Raw genomic sequence first — 23,268 nt, forward strand, 5'->3', positions numbered from 1 at the left:
CTTGAAGAGAGGAGCAAGAGTTATGGCCCGACAACTTGATGTCAACGACGTTTCAAAACTGGTTCGAAAAGCGGGCACTCCACGAGTGCTGGTTTCGATGGCGAGTTATATCAAGCGGGATTATGTGGACAGCAGCTCCGAGGTCCTGGCGAAGGGTGGCGACCGCGCCATCTGTAGGACGTGGCGTGTAAATGCCGACAGCACACAAACTTCCGTGCTGACCGTGCGGCCCCTCGGCGAGCCCCCGACGGCGGCCAGCCTGGATCGTCTGTCTCACGAATATGATCTGAAGGATCAACTGGACAGTGCATGGGCGGTGCGCCCGTTGGCGCTTCTGCGTCAAGGCGATCGGCCCGTGCTGGAATTCGAGGACCCGGGCGGCGAGCCGCTTGAGCGGCTGCTGGGCGCGCCGCTCGAATCCGGGCGCTTCCTGCGGCTGGCGATCGGCATTGCAGCGGCTCTTGGGAAGGCCCATCAGCGTGGCTTTGTCCATAAGGATCTCAAGCCGGCCAACATCCTCGTCGACGAGTCAACCGGATCGGTGCGGCTCACGGGGTTTGGCCTCGCCACCTTATTGCCGCGTGAGCGTCAATCGCCCGCGCCGCCCGAGACCATGGCGGGAACGCTCGCCTACATGGCGCCGGAGCAGACTGGCCGAATGAATCGATCGATCGATGCGCGCAGCGACCTTTACTCGCTCGGCGTCACCTTCTACCAGATGCTGACGGGTTCGCTGCCCTTTACCGCGTCAGAGCCGATGGAGTGGGTCCATTGCCATATTGCGCGTAAGCCCGTTCCGCCGGGCGAGCGGACTGAACGCGTTGCGGCCCAGGTTTCGCATATCGTGATGAAGCTGATGGCCAAGACGGCCGAGGAGCGCTATCAAACGGCGGTTGGCCTCGAGCGTGATCTTCACCGTTGCTTGATTGAATGGGAGGCGGTTGGCAGGATTGATCCGTTTCCGCTCGGCGAACGCGACTTTCCGGATCGACTGCTGATCCCTGAAAAACTGTACGGAAGAGAGCGGGAAATCTCGGCTTTGCTCACCGCCTTCGATCGTGTAGCCAACGAAGGCAGTCCGGGTCTGGTGCTGGTTTCTGGCTATTCCGGGATCGGCAAGTCCTCCATTGTCAATGAGTTGCATAAGGCGCTCGTGCCGTCACGGGGGTTATTCGCATCAGGCAAATTTGACCAGTACAAACGAAATATCCCTTATGCAACGGTCGCTCAGGCTTTCCAGAGTCTCATTTCCCAGATTCTCGGCAAGAGCGACCAAGAGATGGGCGAATGGCGCGCCGCATTGCAGGAGGCGTTGGGTCCGAATGGCCAGCTCATCGTCAACCTCGTCCCGGAGCTCGCTCTCATCATCGGTGAGCCGCCGCCACCACCTGATGTTCCACTACAGGACCAGCAGGCCAGGTTCCAGATGGTATTCCGGCGTTTCCTCAGCGTTTTTGCCCGCGCGGAGCACCCTCTGACGCTGTTCCTCGATGACCTTCAGTGGCTGGATTCGGCAACCCTCGATTTGATCGAGCATCTGATTGTGCATCCAGATGTGCGCCACTTGCTGCTGGTCGGGGCTTACCGTGACAACGAGGTCGGTCGCGCGCACCCGCTGGCGCGAACCCTGGCGAGACTCAACGGCGCCGATGGGCGGGTGCGGGAAATCGTGCTGGTGCCCCTTTGCCCGAAGGACGTGGGGTGGCTCCTGGCGGATGCCCTGCACACGGACCAGGGGCGCGTGCGGCCACTGGCTGACCTGGTGTTCGAGAAGACGGCTGGCAATCCGTTCTTCACGATCCAGTTCCTGCTCGCGCTGGCCGAACAGGGGCTGCTGGTATTCGAGCCTGGCATGGCGGTCTGGACCTGGGACCTGCATCGCATTCGCCTCAAGGGATTCACCGAAAACGTCGCGGATCTCATGGCGGTGAAGCTGAGCGGCCTGCCTGAAGCGACCCAGGAAGCTTTAGGACAGCTGGCATGTCTCGGGAGCGTCGCGACGTCGGGTGCGCTTTCTGCAGTGCATGGAGGGGCCGAGGAGGCGGTGCATGTGGCGCTCTGGGACGCCGTGCGGTCCGGCATCGTCCTGCGTTCAGGTAGCAACTACACCTTCCTTCACGACCGTATCCGGGAGGCCGCGTATGCGCTCATCCCCGAAGAGGCGCGGACGATGACGCATCTTCGCATCGGCCGCGCTCTCGCGGCCGCGACACCCGAGCAGGACCTCGAGGAGAACATCTTCGATATCATCAACCAGTTTGGTCGTGGCGCGGCTCTGATCAGCACGGCGGGGGAATGCGAACAGGTTGCCCAGCTGAACCTCATTGCGGGCAAGCGTGCGAAGGCGGCAACCGCTTATGATTCGGCACTGCGGTACTTCATCGCCGGCCGTACATTGCTGGGGGACGACGGATGGGACCGATGCTACCGGCTCATCTTCGACCTTGAGCTTCATCGCGCCGAGTGTGAATACCTGATGGGGGAGCTGGCTTCAGCGGACGAAGGGCTCACCATGCTGTCGACCCGGGCACAGACGACGATTGACGCTGCAGCCGTTACCTGCGTGCGCCTCAATCTCTACACGACTCTGGACCAGAGCGAGAGCGCGGTCCGGGTCGGCCTGGAATATCTCCGCCGTGTTGACGGCCCATGGTCGGCGCACGCAACGGAGGAAGACGTGCATCGGGCCTATGATCGATTGTGGCAACAGCAGGGTGCGAGCTCCATCGAGGCACTGCTTGATCTGCCGTCGATGCAAGACCCGGATCGGTGCGCAACCATAGACGTGCTGACGGTGCTCACGTCACCGGCCTTTTTCACCGACATGAACCTGTTCCGCCTCGTCGTGAGTCGGATGGCATCCCTGAGTCTGGAGTATGGCAACACCGACGGATCATGCCTTGCCTATGAATGGCTGGGCGGAGTCCTCGGGACGTATTTCGGCGAATACGAGGCGGGGCTACGCTTTGGCAGGCTTGGCCTGGATCTGGTAGAGAAGCGCGGGTTCAACCGTTTCAGGGCTCGCGTTTATCTGGTGTTCGCCGTCCACGTGGCGCACTGGACGCAGCCCCTGCAAACGTCTCGCGCCTTCCTGAGGCGCGCCTACGAGGCGGCGCTGAACGCTGGCGACCTGTCTTACGCGGCCTACAGCTGCATCGATGTGATCACAAACCGTCTCGCCAGCGGAGACCCGCTCAGTGACATCGAACGAGAGGCCGAGCATGGGCTTGAATTCGCGCGGAAGCTAAAATTCGGTCTCGCCAGCGACTGCATCATCGGGCAGCTCAAGCTTATTCGAATGCTGCGTGGGCTGACACCGGATTTCACCTCTGTCAATGACGCGGCGTTTGACGAGGCCCGCTTTGAGCGACGGCTGGAGGATCCGCAACTGGCCAATCCCGCGTCCTATTACTGGATTCGCCGGCTGCAGGCGAGCGTCTACGCCGGCGACGACGCGTCTGCCATCGCGGCCCTATCGAAAGCTGCGAGGCTTCTTTGGGCGACTCCGACCCAAGGTGAGTTGGCCGAATACCACTTCTATGGGGCCCTGGCTCGGGCAGCACGCTGCGATGGCAGTCCAGTTGAAGAGCGGCCCGAGCATCTGCAAGCGCTGACGGCCCATCACGAGCAGCTCGCGATCTGGGCAGAAAGCTGCCCGGCAACTTTCGCGAACCGCGTGGCATTGGTAGGTGCCGAAATTGCACGCCTCGAAGGCCGGGACCTCGACACCATACGCCTTTACGAAGACGCCATCAGGCTGGCGCGTGAGGGTGAATTTATCCAGAACGAGGCCTTGGCCCACGAACGCGCCGCAAAATTTTGTGTAACGCGCGGTTTTTCGACAATGGCTGACGCGTATCTGCGAAATGCGCGGCATTGCTACCAGAGTTGGGGCGCCGATGGGAAGGTGGGGCAACTCGATCAGCGCTATCCCCAGCTGAGTGGGAAGGAGCCTGCACCGGGAGCAACGAGCACGATCCGGGCGCCGGTCGAACATCTGGATCTCGCGACCGTTCTCAAGGTGTCGCAAGCCGTTTCGGGCGAGATCATGCTGGACAAGCTGCTCAACACGCTCATGCGCACAGCGATCGAGAATGCGGGGGCCGAGCGGGGCCTGCTGATTTTCTCCCGCGGCAGTGAACAGCGGATCGAGGCCGAAGCCATGACGTGCGGCGATACGATCGACGTGCGGCTGTGCGACGAGCCCTTGACCGCACTGGCGCTATCCGAGGCGACTGTCCAGACGGTAGTTCGCACGCAGGAGGCCACGATTTTCGACGACGCCGCAGCGGAACCCGCACTTGCCACGGATCCGTACATTCGGCAACGCCAGTCCCGGTCCATTCTCTGCCTGCCCCTTATCAACCAGAACAAGCTCAACGGCGTGCTCTACCTCGAGAACAACCTGGCTCCACGCGTTTTTACGCCGCTCCGCATTTCGGTGCTGCGGCTTATTGCCTCTCAGGCGGCGATCGCGTTGGAGAATACGCGTTTGTATGACGAGCTCGCTGAGCGCGAAGCGAAATTTCGCCGCCTGGTCGACGCCAATATCATCGGGATTTCCTTCTGGGACCTTGAAGGTCCCATTCTCGGGGCCAATGATGCGTTTCTCCGGATCGTGGGATACGATCGCGAGGATCTCGTCGCGGGGCGACTGCGCTGGACTGAGCTGACTCCCCCGGAGTGGCGCGATAGTCACGAACGCTGGTGGACTCCAGAACTCAAGATGACCGGGAGCGTGCAACCCTACGAGAAAGAGTACTTCCGGAAAGACGGCAGTCGTGTGCCCGTGCTTGTCGGCTCGACGTGCATTGATGACGCCCGGAACCAGGGTGTCTCCTTCGTACTTGATCTGAGCGAGCGTAAGCGCGCGGAGGAGGTATTGCGGTGCAGCCGCGAGCAGCTTGCGCAGGCGTCGAGGATTGCGACGGTGGCCGAGCTGTCCGCTTCCATCGCCCACGAACTCAATCAGCCGCTGCAGGCAGTTGTGGCCAACGGGCACGCGTGCATGCGATGGCTTGCTGCAGCGCCGTCCAACGTCGACGAAGCCAGGCGCATTGCCAAACAGATCGTCAGCGACGCCCATGCCGCGTCGGACGTGATAAGGCGCATTCGGGCATTGTTTAAACAGGCAGCTCCTGCAAAGACCAATCTCGATGTCAACAGGTTAATACTTCGAGTCTGCGCTCTGATGTCTGACGAAATCCACGTGGATGGGATCTCCCTCAAAACCGAGCTGGCCGAGGACGTCCCGATGATCAATGCCGACGCGGTGCAAGTTCAGCAGGTAATGGTCAACCTTTTGCGCAACGCCATCGAGGCGTCGGCGGTGACGGCAGAGCGATCGAAGCCGCTATTGATCCGCTCCCGGCGTGACGGGGACGAATTAGTGGTTGACGTTCAGGATCACGGCATCGGGCTGGCGGACTGCAAGACCATATTCGAGCCGTTTGTCACCACAAAGGAAACGGGCATGGGCATGGGACTGGCGATCTGTGAGTCGATCATCGAAGCACATGGTGGCCGCATTTGGGTCGTGCGCAATGAGGTACAGGGCGTGACCTTCAGCTTCAGCCTTCCGATTGATATTCCGGATGTGGCGTGAATCCGGCGATGCCTCCCTCGGGTATTGTCAACTAGTTGGGTAAAGCGCTTCTGAATGCGCAGTGCGTAAGGATATCTAATTTAATCGGAAAGGCGATCAAAAATCGGCGTACCCGTCACGCCTTCCAATGCTTAGAAGGCCCGGGTGCGTAGCGCCCGCTTTTGCCTTGCGTCGGTATGGTACCCGCAATGCATGAAGAGATTGGTAACATGATCGTGGACCGACTGTACCGACGTTACGAAGGGGCTTTCACCTAACAACGGAGGGGTTCCATGGAATCCGCAAGCGAACTGGTGTATGTGGTCGACGACGACAGTCGGGTGCGAGAAGCACTCTCTGCGCTGCTGCGTGCAAACGGAAGAGACGTCCACGCATTCAACTCCGGCAGAGAGTTTCTGGACACACCGCGTCAAAATGTCGTTGCATGTCTAGTCCTGGACATGAGAATGCCCGGCATGAGTGGACTCGAAGTCCAGAAGCTTGTCAGCAGGGATGCTCAGGTTCCCGTCATTTTCATTACCGGAAGGGGAGATGTGCCGTCCACGGTCCTGGCCATGAAGGGCGGGGCGGTTGACTTCCTCACAAAGCCCCTCGATGAAGATGTTTTGATGCGCGCGGTTGATGCGGCACTCGCCAGGGCGCACGCTCTTCGCAAGGAGGCGGACGATACAGCGGCGCTCCAGGCTCTCTATCAATCGCTGACGCCTCGCGAGCAGGAGCTTTTGCCGTTACTCGCAGGCGGCCTGCTCAACAAGCAGGCGGCGGCATTACTTGGTATCACCGAATACACCGTGCAGGTTCATCGCGGCCACATCATGAGAAAAATGCGAGCGGATTCATTCGCTACTCTAGTGAAGCAGGCAAGCAAGCTGCAACTCGAAACCTCGCCTACAAGCACGTTCGATGCCTGACGCTAACTGGGCGGCGACAATGACTACGTCCGGTCGTGCCAAGATGTTTGTCGGTAAACCGGACTTCCTGCTTGACGCTATCCAGGTAGATAGTAGGTGACTTGCGGTGCGGGGCCGAGTTCAGTATGCGCGGTAAGGTCAAATAGCGTTCTTACGTTCGTCTGGTGATCTTCCTCGGGAGAATTCCAGGTACCGTCGATGAATAGCACGATGTTTTTTGCTACCGCGTTCATTGCTTGCTCTTCAAAAAATAGCGGGTCGGCGTACCGCATTTTCGATCTGCTACGAGGATTTTCTGTGGTGGCCGCATCGGCGGTTATTGCTCGATCGACCCGATCTCCTGGTCAGCATGTCGAACAGCTGGTTCAACGCCGGTCTGTCCCTCGCGCACATTCAGCAGCAGAGCGTGCAGTCGATCGCACAACTCGCCGGCGTGCCGCTGCTACGAGCGGTGAATCGACGACTCCACATTTAACGAAAACAATCGAGTGCAGTCAGTTGGGACCTGGAGCGCTGTGATTGCGTTGGGCCGCCGTTGTTCTCGACCAGGATTTTGGGGCATTGAACAGTGAAATGCCTTTCACCCCTTCAAGCGCAATGGGTGGTCGCGCCGCCGGGATGTAGACGATGTTGTTCGCCGTGCCGCGGTCTCACCAAACGAAGACGATCGTCGAGTCAAAGATCTAGCGCGACTTGATGCTCTACACCTCCCGACGTCGAAGGCGTTCGCGTCTCCGAGTAACATCCCTCTGAAGAGCTCAGGCCTCGCCATGGCATCACAGGAGTTCGTCTCGCCGAGATCATGGCAGCATACGAACCCCTCCCCCAGTCAACGCACCCATACTAATGCAACTACCTTGATAGTATACGCAAGGCGCTTCGGAGAGTCGCTCGTCGAATGCTTCACTGGCGCGCAATATGAGGCCAGTGGAAATCACGATACCCACGGCACCGAGCACTTTGATAAGGTATGCGTATCGTCTCATCACAGTCTGCTCCTTCACGGTTCCCCGGCGTGCAACGCTATCTGTGTACGCTCGCACGCATTAGGGAACGTGTTGATGCAATTTATTCAAATAGCTCGCGAGTGAGGCCACGGCTTGTATGAAAAACCAGAATGTTATTAGATTGTTGCGGTTGACCAACCAGCGCTACCAATATCGCCGCGAGGAGGAGAGCCGCTTAAACCGCGAGCTGGTAAGCACGCATCGCCGGCATGTCCGTGTTTGGTGGGAAAACGTTCCACGATCCGTCATCGTGTTGGAAGAAAACGATAGCCCGATATCCTTCCGGCCAGAACGCACCAACGCGAACATAGCGCCTTCGACTCGAAGGCGTGCGACTGGACTTCATCACACGTACCTTCATCGCTGGACCAGGCCAAAGCCACTTGTCGACCAATGCGCGCAGGGACCTCTCGCCGGTATGCATTTCCTTCTCCTTCAACCACATTCGCCGTTCGCTTCACGTGTCATCAGCTCGGCCATACTTTCCAAGCAACGATCGATCAGACTCGTGCGTCCGCCGGGAAATCGCGGCGATTCCTCGAAGGCAAACAGTAGGGAGTCGTTGACTAGGACGATTGCCGCTCTGTCTCACAATCGGGTTCAATGAGCCCCAGAAATTCGTCGAAGCAGGCCGATCACGTCTCCTGTTTGTGCTGTTCTTTGTCTCCGCGTGCTGCCAACTTGCGTTACACCAGGTCAGGCAGATCCGAGAACGACATCTATTGATGTTCATCCTAGTTCATAGGCCGCAATAATGCAACTATAAGTTGCATTATGAGAATGCGGCTTACTGCATGGGGCGACATCGGCGCGGCAACTGGTCGTGCTGTTCGAGCGCGGCGATTGTCAGGGCACCGATACAATCGCAACTCGCCTCAAAACTGCAAAAGCGATATTCTGTCGACAACTCACCATACCGAACCGATATTGCGCCATGGAATTGCGTCACCTCCGGCATTTCGTTGCGGTCGCCGAGACCCAGCATTTTGGTCGCGCCGCAGCCCGGCTCGGCATGGCTCAGCCACCGTTGAGCCAGTCCATCATGCGCCTCGAGGAATCGCTCGGTATCAAGTTACTCGAGCGTACTCCGCGTGGAGTCTCGCTGACCCCTGCTGGCGCGGCACTGATGGCGGAGGCGAAGCCACTGCTGGCCCAAGCCGATCTGGCGGAGCGCCGGGTACGTCAGGCGGCAGACGAGCAGGCCAGCCTCAGCATCGCGTTCGTGCCGATGTGTGCGATGCACATTCTCCCAATCGCCATGCATGCGCTCAGGAAGCAATGGCCGGGCGTCGACGTGCGTTTGATCGAGCGCGGTAGCGCGCTGACCGTAGCCAGCGTGAAGAACGGCAGCATTGATCTTGGCGTTGTTGTCACCAGCGTCGCAGACGTGGCGGAACTGGAAAGCGTCGTGATCGAACGTATGAGCATAGTGGCAGCGGTTCCGGCGAGCTGGCCGCTTGCCCAGCGGACCCGTATCTGCATGGCGGATCTTGCGACGTACCCGCTGATCATGTTTCCGCAGCAAGTCGCCCAACCAGTGTTCGCTGCATTCGAGGCCGCCCGGCGCAATGCTGGGGTGTCCCCAAAAGTTACGCAGCAAGCCCGTCATCCTTACACGATGCTCAATCTGGTCGCGAACGAACTCGGCGTCGGGTTGATGCTGGATTCGGCGAGGCATCTCCCGGTGAAGGGCGTGGCGTTAATCGATATCGAAGATCTAACTTCATCGTTCGATACGGAGGTTTCTCTGATCTGGACCGATCGTCCGCATAAACCATATCATCGCGCGATGCTCGATATCATTCGCGATCTGTCGGACACGGCGCAAGAGTGACCTGCCTCCGGCAGAGCCAAGTGAACTGCCGCCTTAGCCGCGGTAGCTGGCGTCGTGCATAGCGCGGTCACATCGTTGCGCCCTCCATTGCGGACTGGCGACATATCTTAGGCAAGCGCATCCTGGCGAGACTCACTGACGCATTTCGTGCGCCCACCGGGCTTCTCTCTGTCTTGACAACGTCAGTAGCAGCGTTTATGTTTGTGAATGATGTTCACAAAATAATCGTTCGCGTTGCGAGCAATTGGAGGAGTAGTGAGTACATTGAATGTGGCGAGCCTGTTTAACCTCGACGGACGGGTTGCGCTGGTGACTGGCGCAGGTTCAGGTATCGGCCGGGAAACGGCGCTATTGCTGGCGTCGGCCGGAGCGACCGTCGTCGCCGCCGATCTGAATGAAGATGGGGCGCAGCAAACGGTCGAGCAGATTGAAAAGACATCGGGTAAGGCGATCGCGGTGAGCGTTGACATCGGCGACGAAGAGTCGATCGTCGCGATGTTCGAGACAGTGCAAGGCAGACTCGGCCGTCTCGATGTACTGGTGAATAACGCGGGAATCTATCCGAAGACGAATTTCGTCGACACGTCGGCGGAGAAATGGGATTGGGTATTGCGGGTGAATCTGCGTGGAACGTTCTTGTGCATGCGCGAGGCAGTTAAGCGGATGCAGGCAGGCAAGACAGGTGGATCGATCATCAATATTTCGTCCGTGGCATCGCTGCAACCGGTGATTTTCGACAATGGAGATTACGGCGCGTCAAAGGCAGGCGTGAACAATCTGACGAAGGTCGCCGCGCTCGAATTCGCGGCAGACCGGATCCGCGTCAATGCCGTACTTCCAGGGGGTGTCGCGACCGAGGGCGCAGCGGCATCGACGAAAGTGCATCAGGCACACGGGCCGATCACGCAACCGGGGCGCATGCCGTTGGGTCGCATTGGCGTAGCCGCCGATATCGCAAGTGCCGTGTTGTTCTTTGCGTCTCCCGCTGCCGACTATGTCACCGGCCAGTTGCTTGCCGTCGATGGGGGATTCCAGGTTTCCTGACGGTTGCCGGAGTAACCGGTCACGCCCGCCGCGATTGGTCGGGCGGCTTTATTCGTGTTGTGAACAGCATGCGAAGCCTATGTATGGTGTCCGTTCATCCCCGGTGCCGGTAGTACGGTGCCGGGGATTTTTTTATGTGTCGACGGTTCGTAAACGTCGCTCCGCCTGTTTGGCGCCGTGGCATCGGGTAACCAGTGCACGGGGTGCCCCGGGCCGCACTGCAACAGGATCTGGGGTGGTTCTGCGCGCGCGGCGCTGCGCAAACAGGTAGTGAAAACACTGATCCGAATAATTGAACGGATAGTTGCATATCTGAACTTCCTCGCCTACGATGAACGTCAAGAGGTGCCTCATGAGCATCCGCCAAGCCCCGCCCGATTGGAGACAAACGATGTATCTCCTGTATAGCGATTTATGCGGTTCACTTGCCGACTACTCGCTTCATTCTGAAGCCCAGCGTGTCGGCGCGGGGTTACCGTGCGAAGACGTTCACGCGGCGGGTTCCGCCGCCGCGGTCGCCGCACCTTCGCGATTGTCCTCGTTGCTTCGCCAGGTCAGCGCGGTTCGCTTTCGAAACAGGCGGTTCAACGGCGGCACGCCGAGTCCAGCGGATACGTTCGGAGGAGAACGCTCATGACTCGCCTTACACACAAACTTTCCGCTGACGAGCGGCGTATGATGCTCCCGCTCTTACTCCTGTCCATAGTTGCGGCGGCCGTCTATCTGCTGATACGCGACTGGCGGATGGAGGAACTCGGCCGCTCGGCGATCTTCGACGTTGCCATGGTTTTCGTCGTGCTGGGCGGTGCGGCGTTTTTCGGTGTGGTCAGTTGCCTCGCGCGACATGGAGAGCGCGCCGAAGACAGTCCGAACGAGGGGTATTGCTTTCTCGGTGCGCTGATCGGCGCAGCCGTATTCTTCATCGCGGTGCTCAGTTAAGCGCGAGACTATGACTCCGGAACTGGAGAAGGGGCTGCAAGAACTGCTGGAACGACAGGCGATTCTCGACTGTATTCATCGTTACTGCCGTGGTGTCGACCGGATGGATCGGCAGTTGACGCTGTCGGCATATCATCCGGACGCGATCGATGATCACGGCGCATTTATTGGGAATCCAGATGAATTTGTCTACTGGGCCTTCGGATACCATTTTATGGCGACAATCGCACCAAACCCGACACGCTCGCGGTTGGCCGCAATATCGACCGCTTCGAGAAACGCGCAGGCGTGTGGGCGATTGCCGCTCGGGTGTGTATATCGGAAGCGATCAACGAACTGACGCCGGCCAGTCAACCCGCTGACTGGCGCGAGCTGTTGATGAGTAACGGAAACAGTACGCGTGATAGCAGCGATGTTTCGTTCGATCGGCCGTTGAAGGCGCGGGAACCGGGTATCTGCGCAGGGAATGCAGTGAGGAGGAAGAGAGTTCCTGGCAGGCGCGATTCAGTTTGCAGACAACCGCGCCAGGAGCGAAGTCGACCCCTCGGGTCGACTTCGTCATTCAGGTGTTGGGTAGCGGCGCCATCGTGCCGTTGCCAATGATCGACAGAAACTCTCGGCGAGTCGAGGGGTCTTCGCGAAATGCGCCGAGCATCCGGCTTGTCACCAGCGAGGTTCCGGGCTTGTGTACGCCGCGCGTGCTCATGCACTGATGCGCAGCTTCCAGAATCACGCCGACGCCTTTGGGCTGCAGTACCGTGTTCAGCGCATCTGCGATCTGCACGGTCATCTTCTCCTGAATCTGTAACCGTTTCGCATACGTATCGACGAGCCGTGCCAGCTTCGAGATACCCACCACCCGATGGTCTGGCAAATACGCGACATGGGCGCGTCCAATGATCGGCACCATGTGATGCTCACAATAGCTTTCGAAACGGATGTCCTTCAACACGACCATCTCGTCGTAGCCATCGACCTCGGAAAACGTCGTGGCCAGGATATCCATGGGGTCCGAAAGATAACCCGAAAAAAACTCCGTATATGCACGCACAACTCGCCCCGGCGTTTGCACGAGTCCTTCCCGCAACGGATCGTCCCCGGCCCATCTGATGAGTGTTCGAACTGCGGCTTCCGCCTCTGCCTGCGATGGCCGGGCAGAGACTGGCCTGTTGCCGATGTCGTCTCGCTTGTTCACTAAGCCTCCCTGAATCCGTGCGTTACGTTACGTTTCCCGGCTCGAGCCACGCCCCGGAGAGCAACAGCCCGGTTGAATCGTCATGTGGCGGCTGGTCGCGACATGGTGAGTGTTGGCGGGGTGATGGAAAGTGTATATAATTGCACGATGTTCGTAAATAAGAACGCGTTGGCGTATGTCTCCTCGACAGGTTTCCTGTGCCCGATTGCAGTTGCATTGCGAGGAATACATCGCTTCACGGAGGCTAGAGCATGAAGACACGCATCACTGAGCTACTGGGAATTCGCTATCCGATAGTGCAGGGCGGCATGATGTGGGTGGGGCGTGCCGAACTGGCATCGGCGGTATCGAATGCCGGCGCGCTTGGCACCATCACCGCGCTGACACAGCCGACTTCCGACGCCTTACGGGCCGAGATCAAGCGCGTCAGGTCGATGACAAGCGAACCGTTTGCCGTAAACCTGACTATCCTGCCGACGATCAAGCCGGTTCCGTATGATGAGTATGTGCAGGCCATTGTCGAGAGCGGGGTAAAGATAGTCGAGACGGCTGGACGGAATCCTGAGCCCTATATGCCTGCTTTCAAGGCCGCCGGTATCAAGGTGATCCACAAGTGCACATCAGTGCGTCACGCGTTGAAGGCGGAAGCGATTGGCTGCGACGCGGTCAGCGTCGATGGCTTTGAATGTGCGGGACACCCTGGCGAGGACGACGTGCCGAACTTTGTCTTACTGCCGGCTGCGGCGGCGCAGCTTCGCATTCCGATGCTCGCGTCGGGCGGCATTGCCGATGCGCGCGGTATGGTCGCGGCGCTGGCGCTTGGCGCGGATGGCATCAATATGGGCACGCGCTTCATGGCGACGCGTGAAGCCCCGATTCACGACAACGTCAAGCGACAGTTGATGGAGCATGATGAACGCAAGACCGCGTTGATTTTCCGGTCGCTTAAGAATACTTCGCGCATTTTTCGTAACGCCGTGGCGGAGCAGGTGCTTGAGCTGGAGCGCCAGGACGGCACGACATTCGCGGATCTGAAGCCGCTCGTGAGCGGCGAGCGCGGCAAACGCGTCTACGAAACCGGCGACACCGACGATGGAACGTTTCCCGCGAGCCTCGCCATGGGCCTGATTCACGATATTCCGACCTGCGACGAACTCGTGACCCGCATGGTCGCGCAGGCGCGCGATCTGATTCACTCGCGGCTCGCCGCGATGATGGACAAGACCGGTAGCGAAGCGGCGTTTCCAGCTTGAAGGGAGAGTTGAGTACAACTTTTGGTGACGAACAAGGAGCAGATCGTGTCAGAAAGTCGTGAGAAGGGACGTCAGGTGGTTCGTGAAATGTTGGGGGAGGAGTTTCTGGGTGCAATGGATGCCGCCGCCGCGTCCGGCGGGTTCGGTGCCGACGCAGCGTCGCTCGCCCTTGAAAATGCGTTTGGCGATGCATGGGCGCGGCCGGGCCTCGATCGCCGCTCGCGAAGCCTCGTCACGCTGGGCATGCTGATCGCACAACGTACGCCTTGGGAGTTCAGCAATCATGTGCGCATCGGGCTGGCGAACGGTTTGACGGAGAAGGAACTGGAAGAGGTGGTCCTGCATGCCATTCCGTACGTCGGCTTTCCTGCAGTGAGCATCGCGCTTAAGGCTTGCAAGGATGTGCTGGGTGAATGGGTCGCAACCGTTCAGGAGTAGCGGACGCGAGGGTAGGCGCAACGGCGGGGCGGCAAGCGCCGCTCCTCGCTATCCGTTGCGTTCAGACGCGCTCGAAGATGGCCGCGATACCCTGACCACCGCCGATACACATGGTCACGAGTGCATAGCGGCCGCCAATCCGCCGCAGTTCATGGAGCGCTTTTACGGTAATCATCGCACCCGTCGCGCCGATCGGATGACCGAGCGAAATACCGGAGCCGTTCGGGTTGACGCGGGCAGGGTCGAACTGAAGTTCCTTTGCCACGGCGCAGGCTTGCGCGGCGAACGCTTCGTTGGCTTCGATGACGTCGAGGTCCGCTTCGGTCAGTCCGGCGCGTTGGAGTGCCTTGCGGGTCGCAGGCACAGGGCCCATGCCCATGTATTGCGGATCGACACCGGCGTGAGCGTATGCCACCAGTCTCGCCAGTGGGCGGATGCCGCGCGCTTCAGCCGTGCCTTGCTCCATCAGCAGCACGGCCGCGGCGCCGTCGTTGAGGCCGGACGCGTTGCCGGCTGTCACGGTGCCGTCCTTCTGAAACGCGGGCCGAAGCTTCGCCAGTTCGTCAACTGTGGTGGTAGGGCGAACATGTTCATCGAGCTCGAACATTGTCGCGCCTTTCTTGGTGTGCACCGCGACAGGCACAATCTGCTCCCTGAAATACCCGGCTTCGACCGCCCGTCCGGCTCGACGGTGCGACTCGACGGCCAGTGCGTCCTGATCGTCACGGGTGATGCCGTATTTCGCCGCAACGTTCTCCGCAGTCACGCCCATGTGGCACGCGCTAAAGGGGTCGGTCAGCGCACCGACCATCATGTCGATCAAGCGGATGTCGCCCATGCGCGCACCCCAGCGCGCGCCAGTCGCGAGGTACGCCGCTCGCGTCATGTTTTCCGCGCCGCCGCCGATCGCCATATCTGTGTCGCCAAGCCAGATCGCCTGCGCAGCCGAAATGATGGCCTGCAGACCCGAGCCACACAGGCGGTTCAACGTCAGTGCCGGCGCGTCCGAACTGACCCCGCCTTCGAGTGCCGCGACCCGCGCGAGATACATGTCTTTCGGTTCAGTATGGATCACGTTGCCGAACACGACGTGGCCGACTGCGTCGCCCTCGACGCCCGCTCGCGAGAGGACTTCACGAACGACAGTCGCACCCAGTTGCGTCGGCCCGACGGAGGCCAGCGCGCCCCCGAAATCGCCGATCGCAGTGCGAACGCTGCTTGCAATTATGACTTCTCTCCGCATTCCGCTCTCCCGGACAGGTGGGGTAACAGCACACATCAAGCGTTTGAAAATACGAACGATGTTCATAAATTAGTCTAGTTTTGACCAAATGTCCATGGGCCGTTTGTGGCCGAAGCGTTAGAAGCTCGCGAGACTGGGGCGCGCACGTCCGCCTATCGGCGGACACAGCAAGCGCGGCTCTGGCAGCCGCTTACGCCGGGTGAGGCCGGATAGACGCCGGCACGATTTCGCGATATTCTTGTTCTTAAACGTGATCATTGTTCATATATTGGTTCGTATGTTTGTTGCAGAGAAGAGTTCGGAAAAGGCGCGGAGAGTGGTGAGCATACGAGCAGGACAAGCTGACGACAGGATGACGGAGATGAATGCAGGACTGCTTTCACACGACGCTTTGATGGATGTGCCATTTCGACCGCTGCGCCTTGGCGGTACGAAGGCCACCGTTGAACGGCGTCCTGACGGGAGCGTGGTCTATGAACTGGAGGAAGCGCTTGAGCCCTACCCGGCGCGGCTGACTGAGCGGCTTGTGCATTGGGCCAGGGTCGCGCCTGAGCGGCCATTGCTTGCGCGGCGATCAGCCGATGGCGCCAGTTGGGAGCATCTGACGTACCGGCAGGCGCTCGACGGCGCACGTTCGCTCGGGGAGGCGCTGCTTGCTCGAGGCCTGTCGCCCGGCAAGCCGCTGATGATCCTCTCGGATCGCAGTTTCGAACATGCGCTGCTCGCGCTGGCGGCGCTGCACGTCGGCGTGCCCTATGTGCCGGTTACGTCAGCTTATTCGTTGCTGTCCGAGGACTTCTCCAAGCTGAAACATCTCGCCGCAGTGTGCGCGCCGGGTCTGGTGTTTGCGGACGATGGCGCGCTTTACGGCCGCGCGTTGCGCGAAGTGTTCGGCGAGGTTGAATGCCTCGTGAGCGGCACGCTGCCAGAAGGACGCGCGGCCTCGCTCTTTTCCGACTGGCTTGCGACGCCCGTTAGCTCTGCTGTCGATGAAGCGTTTGCTAACGTCGGCCCCGATACGGTCGGCAAGATCATGTTCACGTCCGGTACGACCGGAGCGCCGAAGGGCGTGATTTACTCGCAGCGCATGTTGTGCAGCAACCGGCAGCAGGTCGCCCAGACCTTCGCGTTTCTTCAGGATGCGCCGCCCGTGCTGGTGGACTGGCTTCCGTGGCATCACACTTTTGGCGGCACGCATAACTTCGGCATGGTGCTTTACGGCGGCGGGACGTACTACATGGATCCCGGCAAGCCCACTCCGGAGCAGATTGGTCCGACGGTTGAAGCGTTGCGGGAGATTGCGCCGGTCATCTACCTGAATACACCTCAAGGACTGGCGGCGCTGATTCCGCACCTGCGCGCCGACGATGCGCTGCGGAGCAACTTCTTCAGCAAGCTGGTGTTGATCTACTACGGCGGCGCCAGTCTGCCGGAATACATCTGGGCCGCACTCGACGAGCTTGCCGTCAAGACGATCGGCCAGCGCGTGCTGATCATGTCCGGGCTTGGCGGCACCGAAGCCGGGCCCACGCCGATGTCGGCGGCTTGGGATCCGCGCCGGGAAGCGATTGCCGGGCTTCCGGTGCCAGGCGTCAAGGTCAAGGTGGTGCCGGTGGGGGCGAAGCTGGAGATCCGCTATGCGGGCGACTGCGTGACGCCGGGCTACTGGAAGGATCCCAAGCGGACTGCCGCGTCGTTCGACGAAGACGGCTATTTCTGTTCAGGCGATGCCGGCGCGTTCATCGATCCGCAGCATCCGGAGAGGGGGTTGCGCTTCGATGGTCGCCTCGCCGAAAACTTCAAGCTGTCCTCGGGCACCTGGGTGAACGTGGCCGAACTGCGCCTCGTCGCATTGAACGTGTTTTCACCTTACGCGCGGGACGTTGTGATTGCCGGCCATGATCGGGACTTTCTCACTGCGCTGGTTTTTCCTGACCTGGAAGCGTGCCGGGCATTGTGCGACGACCTGCTCGAGCCCATGCCGGACGCGGACCAGATCGTCAGCAGCGCCGGCGTGCGTGAGCACTTCCAGCGCGGGCTCGACACGCTGGCGACACGTCCCGGCGGTAGTTCGAGCCGGATTGTGCGGATCGCGCTCGAAAGCGAGACAGCCACGCTCGACAACGGCGAATTGAGCGCAAAAGGCGCCATCAGTCAGGCCAACGTCCTCGCGCGAAGACGCGACGTGGTGACTGAACTGTATGAAGCGGTCCCCACGCCCCGCACGCTGGTGGGCCGGAGCGGCAGTTCTGCGAGCGCGGCTCGCCAGATCTGACGAATTGAATCATAGGAAACCACACGATGGACTTTCACGTCGATCCCGCTGACAAAGCCTTCCGCAAAGGGGTGCAGGATTTTCTGCAGGCGCATTTGCCTCCTGATCTTGCCTGGCGTGGCCAGCAGGGCTTTCTCGCTGGCGACGACGACGCGCTGCGCTGGACCCGCATCCTGCACGAAACGCGTGGCTGGTCGGTGCCGCCCTGGCCGGCGAACCTCGGCGGCACGGGGTGGAGCGCGGCGCAACGCTATATCTTCGAGGAAGAGTGCTATCTGGCGGGCGCGCCTGCGCAGAATCAGGCGGGCGTATCGCTGGTTGGGCCAGTGATCTGCGAGTTCGGTAACGAAGAGCAGAAGCGCCGCTTCCTGCCGCCGATCCAGCGTGGCGAAGTGTTCTGGACCCAGGGCTTTTCCGAGCCTGGATCGGGTTCTGACCTCGCATCGCTGCGGACGACGGCCGTTCGCGACGGCGATCACTACGTCGTCAACGGCCAGAAAATCTGGACCAGTTTTGGCAGCTACGGTCAGTGGAATTTCGTGCTGGTCCGGACCGATTCTGAAGCCAAGCCGCAGAGGGGCATTTCCTTTCTGCTGCTCGACATGAAGTCACCAGGCGTGACCGTCCGTCCGATTGTGACCCTCGACGGTTGCAACCATCTCGCCGAAGTGTTTTACGACAACGTGCGCGTGCCGGTGGAGAATCTGATCGGCGAAGAAAACAAGGGCTGGAGTTACACCAAGTTCCTGCTGTTCAATGAGCGCGCTTTCCTTGGCGCCGAAGCGCCGGCACTGAAGCGCTATCTGCGCAAGATCCGCCACTACGCGATGCGTGAGCGTGCGGGCGGCGCGCCCCTGATCGAAGATCCGACGTTCGCGGTACGACTCGCTCAATACGAACTCGAAGTGCTCGCCATCGACATGGCGGTGCAGAAAATCCTGCATCAGCGTCTCGACGAGCGCAGCGGCGGCATGGCGATCGGTTCGATGCTCAAGGTGCGGGGCTCCGAGTTGCATCAGAAGCTGACCGAGATGCTGCTTGAAGTGATCGGCGATTACGGCGCGGTGTTCTATGCCGATCCGAACGAAGAACGCGCGCTGCGAGAACAAAGCTTCGTGGGACCGGATTACGCGCCGGGTCTCGCGGCTGAGGTGTTCTACCGGCGCGCCTGCACGATCTACGGCGGCACGGCTGAAATCCAGCGGAACATCATCGCCAAGGCGCTGTTCGGGCTGTGACGTCTGACGGGACGCAATAGCGCGAGTCACTTGATTGATACGACATCACTGCTCTGGCCTCCGGCGGGCAGGAAAGGACGCAGCATGAACTTTGATCTGAGCGACGAACAGCAGATGTTGCAGGACAGCGCACAGCGCTTCGTGCAAAAGAACTACACGTTCGAGCATCGTCGCAAACTGGCGGCTCGTGGAAACGGCTTTTCGCGCGACATGTGGCGCACGTTCGGCGAGATGGGGTGGCTCGGCGTGGCGGTACCCGAAGCATTCGGTGGCCTCGGCTTTACGCCGGTGGAAGGCGCGCTCATCGCGGAGCAACTCGGGCGCGCGCTGGTACTGGAACCCTATGTGATGTGCGGCGTGTTCCCAGCCGCGCTCGTTAGCCGTTGCGCGAACGGCCAACAGCGCGACGCGTTGCTGGCAGAGATCATCTCCGGCGAAACGGTGATTGCCGTCGCGCACAGCGAGCGTGAAGCGAGAGGCGTCGTGTCGCACGCGGCCACTACAGCGCGGCTCGTGCCGGATGGTGCATGGCGCCTCGATGGCCACAAGACGCTGGTAGTCGGCGCGCCGTTGGCGGATCGCCTGATCGTCGTTGCACGTGTCGCCGGCGGCGTGCGCGATGACGCCGGCCTTGGGCTCTTTGTAGTCGATCCGCATGCGGCCGGCGTGACGCTCGAGCCATACCATTTGCTAGACGGCACGCCTGCCGCCGACCTGGTCCTCGGCGGCGTGACGGTTGACGCGGCAGCCGCGCTTGGCACACCCGGTGAGGCTATCGAGGGCCTGCAGGCGGCGGTCGACGAAGCCGTCGTCGCGACGTGTGCCGAGTTGGTGGGCGATATCGACGACACGGTCGAACTGACGTCCGAATACCTGAAGACGCGCAAGCAGTTCGGGGTTCCCATTGGCAGCTTTCAGGCACTGCAGCACCGGATTGCCGATATGGCGATTGATGCCATGCAGGGGAGGGCGACGCTGCATCGGGCGCTACGCGCACTGACCGAAGACGGCGGGACGCGCAGCGTGGAGGTGTCGGGTTGCAAGGCCCAGACTATCAGGAGCGGCAAATTCGTCACCCAGCAGGGCATTCAGTTGCACGGCGGCTACGGCATCACCGATGAGTACAAGGTCGGCCATCACTACCGGCGGATGCTGATCGTCGATGTGCTGTTCGGCAACATGGAGTATCACCTGAATCGCTATGCCCGCCAGATTCAGGTGGAAGCGCGCGCCCTGGTTGCATAGCGGGAAAGCGGGGGGCGCGTGCTAGTGTCTTTGACCGGCTTCGACGCCGTTCAAGAACTACGGTGCTCACGGCTGCCTGCCGCGTAGCCGTTCGATGCCGTATCGGCAAGGCATGAAGGCGGCGTTGCCGACAACCGCCCTCAATACGTCGAACAACCCTTACTTCACATATTTGCGGAACTCCGGCTTGCGCTTCTCACGGAACGCATTGCCGCCTTCCTTCGATTCGTCGGTGTCGTAGTAAAGTGCCAGCGCCTGCATTGCGAAAGCGCCGATACCGCGGATGTTTTCGCTATCGATATTGAATGACCGCTTGGCAAGCGCGATGGCGGTCGGACTCATCTGCAGGATCTCGTCACACCATTTCTTCGTTTCGGAATCGAGCTGGTCCGGCGGCACAGCGGCATTGATCAAGCCCCATTCGAGCGCTTCTTTCGCGCTGTATTTGCGGCACAGATACCAGATCTCGCGCGCCCGCTTTTCGCCGATGATGCGTGCAAGGTACGCCGTACCGAATCCCGGGTCGACCGATCCCACCTTGGGGCCGACCTGACCGAAGATCGCCGTTTCCGATGCGATGGCGAGGTCGCAGATCGTGACGAGCACATTGCCCCCGCCGATCGCATAGCCGTTCACACGTGCGATAACCGGTTTGGGAATGTCGCGAATAATGCTTTGCAGTTCTTCGATGGGCAGCCCGACCGTGCCGCGGCCGCCGTAACCATCGCCGGACTGGTCGCCACCCGTGCAGAAGGCTTTTTCACCCGCGCCGGTCAGCACGACGACGCCAATATCCTTGTTCCATCCCGCCTTGCCGAATGCCTTGATCAGTTCCTCGCAGGTATTGGCGTTAAACGCGTTGTAGACCTTCGGGCGGTTGATGGTGATCGTCGCGACGCCGTCGGCTTCGCGATAGAGAATGTCCTGAAATTCCATGGGGATGTTCCGGTTGCTGGTTGAATAAGCGGAAAGCGGCGTTCAGCCTGCCATCGTCAGGCCGCCGGAGATGCTGATCACCTGACCGGTGATGAACGCGGCATCGTCGCTGGAGAGGAAGGCGACCGTTCCGGCGATATCGCCCGGTTCGCCCATGCGCCCGAACGGCACGGCCTTTACCAGCGCGGCCTTGATACGATCGCCTTTTTCGCCCTGTGCCAGGTTGTCGAGCAACGCGGTGGCAGTGGGACCGGGACATACGACGTTGATGGGAATCTGCTGCCTCGCCATTTCACGCGCCATGGTCTTCGAAAAGGCGATGATGCCGCCCTTGCAGAACGAGTACACCGCCTCCATCGACGAACCGACGCGGCCGGCGTCCGAGGAAATATTCACGACCTTCCCGCGGCCGCGTTCGGCCATGCGCTTGAGGACGGCGTGATGCATATTGAGCGGGCCGTACAGATTGATGGCGACCACCTTGTCCCAGAACGGCTTCTCGGTCTGGAGGAAAAAGGCGCCCATGTCCCAGCCCGCGTTGTTGACGAGCATCTCGATCGGACCGAGTTCTGCTTCGACTTGCGCGACAGCCGCATTCACCCCTTCGTGGTCGGTGATGTCGACACGATACGCGCGAGCCTTGCCGCCGGCAGATTCGATTTCAGCCACTATTCGCCCGGCACTTTCGGTGTTGAGGTCGAACAGCGCGACGATGGAGCCTTCTTCGCCGAAGCGTTTGCAGATGGCGGTGCCGATGCCTCCCGCACCGCCAGTGACTACCACGACCTTGTTCTTCAGACCTTTCATTTTCGGATTCCTCGCATGATGTAGCGGGGCGCCTCGGCGCCCGTCAAGCCTTGGTGATAGTTTCGGGGGCGGCCGTCGTCTCGACCGGCACGCGGCCACTGAGCCTCGCGGCCTCGCTTGCGGTATATCCGGCCTCAAGGAGGACTTCGATGCTGTGCTCGCCCAGATTCGGCGGCAGGTAGCGCACGTTGCCCGGCGACTCGGAGAAGTGCACAGGGATCGAAGTCATGACCATGTCGCCTTCCGTCGGGTGCTCGTAGTGCTGGAAGAACCCCGTCTCCTTGATGTACTCGTCCTGCATCAGGTCGTTCAGCTCGCGCACCGGACCGTGTGGCACGTCGGCTGCCGCGAAGATGGCGTTCCACTCGGCCGTGGTACGGGTCTGGATTGCCTCGCTGACGACGCGGTATAGCTCGTTGATATTGCGCATGCGGTCAGCCATGTGGCAAAAGCGCGGGTCTTCGAGCAGATGGGCTGCGTCGATCGCGCATAGCACGCGCCGCCATTGATCGTTGTTGACCGCCAGCAGGCAGAGATGGCCGTCCTTGGTCGCATAGGGCCGCCGGTGAGGCGAGAACATCCGCGTATAACCGATGCCCTTGCCGTCGGCCGAGCCCAGCGCGCCTTCCCACAGATGTTCGAACAGATTGAACTGCAGCATGGTTTCGAACATCGGCACCTGCACGCACTGCCCGAGACCGGTGCGTTCGCGGTGGTACAGCGCCATGCTCACTGATGAGGCCAGCACGTAACCGCAGAACTTGTCGACGATCACGGTGGGGAAATAGCGCGGCGAGCCGTTGGCATCGCGATTCATGGCGGCAATGCCGGTTTCGCCCTGGATGACGTCGTCGAAAGCGGGGCGGTCCTTGTAGGGGCCGTCAGGACGATAGCCCGGTCCCGACGCATAAATGATCCGCGGATTGCGTGCCTTGATGCTTTCGTAGTCGATTCCGAGACGCTTCGCCGCGCTGGGCCGCATGCTGTGAATGAAGACATCCGCGGTCTCTGCGAGGCGTAGCACCGCTTCTCGACATTCGGCCAGCTTCAGGTTCAGCGACACGCTCCGCTTGTTACGGTTCATGATCGTGTAGAACACCGCCATATCCGGGTTGCGGCCAGGGCCGTTCTTGCGGTTCTGGTCGCCCTCCGGCGGCTCGATCTTGATGACGTCCGCGCCCATGTCGCCCAGCAGCTGCGTGGCGACGGGCCCCAGCACATTAATTGTCAGATCGATGACGCGCACACCGCTCAGCGGGCCAGTTGGCAGATCCAGAGGTTGCTGTGGGGTGTGCATG

Annotated in this window: 17 protein-coding genes; 11 read left to right on the forward strand and 6 right to left on the reverse strand. The window is 60.5% G+C overall.

The annotated features are described in order from the left end of the window. Nucleotides 1–22: 22 nt before the first annotated feature. Together P3T23_RS15340 and P3T23_RS15345 are read left to right on the forward strand one after the other, a co-directional pair. The gene (locus P3T23_RS15340; RefSeq protein WP_429317015.1) at nt 23–5,605 is read left to right on the forward strand and encodes an AAA family ATPase; all 5,583 of its coding nucleotides are present in this window, start codon (nt 23–25) and stop codon (nt 5,603–5,605) included. 272 nt (nt 5,606–5,877) lie between these two features. Further along, nucleotides 5,878–6,516, forward strand: a complete 639-nt coding sequence (locus tag P3T23_RS15345) for a response regulator transcription factor (protein ID WP_429317016.1) — start codon at nt 5,878–5,880, stop codon at nt 6,514–6,516. Between the two features lie 77 nt (nt 6,517–6,593). On the opposite strand, the gene P3T23_RS15350 is transcribed toward P3T23_RS15345, so the two are convergent. Continuing rightward, complete coding sequence (locus P3T23_RS15350; protein ID WP_429317017.1) at nt 6,594–6,788, reverse strand: phospholipase effector Tle1 domain-containing protein; 195 nt, start codon at nt 6,786–6,788, stop codon at nt 6,594–6,596. Nucleotides 6,789–8,346: 1,558 nt separating this feature from the next. Here P3T23_RS15350 and P3T23_RS15355 point away from each other — a divergent pair. From P3T23_RS15355 to P3T23_RS15370, 4 genes are all read left to right on the forward strand, one after another. Beyond that, nucleotides 8,347–9,357, forward strand: a complete 1,011-nt coding sequence (locus tag P3T23_RS15355; protein ID WP_429317018.1) for a LysR family transcriptional regulator — start codon at nt 8,347–8,349, stop codon at nt 9,355–9,357. 255 nt (nt 9,358–9,612) lie between these two features. Beyond that, nucleotides 9,613–10,401 (forward strand): SDR family NAD(P)-dependent oxidoreductase, encoded by a 789-nt coding sequence (locus P3T23_RS15360; protein ID WP_429317019.1) that lies wholly within the window; start codon nt 9,613–9,615, stop codon nt 10,399–10,401. 675 nt (nt 10,402–11,076) lie between these two features. After that, nucleotides 11,077–11,340, forward strand: a complete 264-nt coding sequence (locus P3T23_RS15365) for a hypothetical protein (protein WP_429317020.1) — start codon at nt 11,077–11,079, stop codon at nt 11,338–11,340. Nucleotides 11,341–11,350: 10 nt separating this feature from the next. Continuing rightward, nucleotides 11,351–11,680, forward strand: coding sequence for a nuclear transport factor 2 family protein (locus tag P3T23_RS15370; protein WP_429317021.1), 330 nt, complete (start codon nt 11,351–11,353; stop codon nt 11,678–11,680). Between the two features lie 222 nt (nt 11,681–11,902). Here the strand turns inward: P3T23_RS15370 and folE are convergent, their stop codons facing one another. Further along, the gene (gene folE / locus P3T23_RS15375; RefSeq protein WP_429317022.1) at nt 11,903–12,535 is read right to left on the reverse strand and encodes a GTP cyclohydrolase I FolE; all 633 of its coding nucleotides are present in this window, start codon (nt 12,533–12,535) and stop codon (nt 11,903–11,905) included. 251 nt (nt 12,536–12,786) lie between these two features. Between folE and P3T23_RS15380 the strand changes: the two genes are divergently transcribed. Beyond that, the gene (locus tag P3T23_RS15380) at nt 12,787–13,788 is read left to right on the forward strand and encodes an NAD(P)H-dependent flavin oxidoreductase (protein WP_429317023.1); all 1,002 of its coding nucleotides are present in this window, start codon (nt 12,787–12,789) and stop codon (nt 13,786–13,788) included. A gap of 45 nt (nt 13,789–13,833) precedes the next feature. Continuing rightward, nucleotides 13,834–14,226 carry a carboxymuconolactone decarboxylase family protein gene (locus tag P3T23_RS15385; protein ID WP_429317024.1) on the forward strand — a complete coding sequence of 131 codons (393 nt, stop codon included), beginning with the start codon at nt 13,834–13,836 and terminating at the stop codon, nt 14,224–14,226. Nucleotides 14,227–14,287: 61 nt separating this feature from the next. On the opposite strand, the gene bktB is transcribed toward P3T23_RS15385, so the two are convergent. Then, entirely contained in the window at nt 14,288–15,469 is a 1,182-nt protein-coding gene (gene bktB, locus P3T23_RS15390) for a beta-ketothiolase BktB (protein ID WP_429317025.1), read from the reverse strand. 361 nt (nt 15,470–15,830) lie between these two features. Between bktB and P3T23_RS15395 the strand changes: the two genes are divergently transcribed. The 3 genes from P3T23_RS15395 (at nt 15,831) to P3T23_RS15405 (ending at nt 20,227) form a co-directional block, all read left to right on the forward strand. Next, nucleotides 15,831–17,744 (forward strand): AMP-binding protein, encoded by a 1,914-nt coding sequence (locus P3T23_RS15395; protein WP_429317026.1) that lies wholly within the window; start codon nt 15,831–15,833, stop codon nt 17,742–17,744. A gap of 26 nt (nt 17,745–17,770) precedes the next feature. After that, a complete protein-coding gene (locus tag P3T23_RS15400; RefSeq protein ID WP_429317027.1) occupies nt 17,771–18,982 on the forward strand; it encodes an acyl-CoA dehydrogenase family protein in 1,212 nt (403 codons plus the stop codon). A gap of 84 nt (nt 18,983–19,066) precedes the next feature. Next, nucleotides 19,067–20,227: an acyl-CoA dehydrogenase family protein gene (locus P3T23_RS15405; protein ID WP_429317028.1), complete on the forward strand. Its 1,161-nt coding sequence runs from the start codon at nt 19,067–19,069 to the stop codon at nt 20,225–20,227. Between the two features lie 159 nt (nt 20,228–20,386). Here the strand turns inward: P3T23_RS15405 and P3T23_RS15410 are convergent, their stop codons facing one another. From P3T23_RS15410 to P3T23_RS15420, 3 genes are read right to left on the reverse strand one after another with little or no spacing between them, the layout of a single operon-like run. Further along, the gene (locus P3T23_RS15410) at nt 20,387–21,163 is read right to left on the reverse strand and encodes an enoyl-CoA hydratase-related protein (protein ID WP_429317029.1); all 777 of its coding nucleotides are present in this window, start codon (nt 21,161–21,163) and stop codon (nt 20,387–20,389) included. 42 nt (nt 21,164–21,205) lie between these two features. After that, nucleotides 21,206–21,970 (reverse strand): SDR family oxidoreductase, encoded by a 765-nt coding sequence (locus tag P3T23_RS15415; protein WP_429317030.1) that lies wholly within the window; start codon nt 21,968–21,970, stop codon nt 21,206–21,208. Between the two features lie 43 nt (nt 21,971–22,013). Then, nucleotides 22,014–23,267, reverse strand: coding sequence for a CaiB/BaiF CoA transferase family protein (locus P3T23_RS15420; RefSeq protein ID WP_429317031.1), 1,254 nt, complete (start codon nt 23,265–23,267; stop codon nt 22,014–22,016). Between the last annotated feature and the right edge of the window lies 1 nt (nt 23,268).

The sequence above is a fragment of the Paraburkholderia sp. GAS448 genome, assembly GCF_050435685.1.
Lineage (GTDB): Bacteria > Pseudomonadota > Gammaproteobacteria > Burkholderiales > Burkholderiaceae > Paraburkholderia.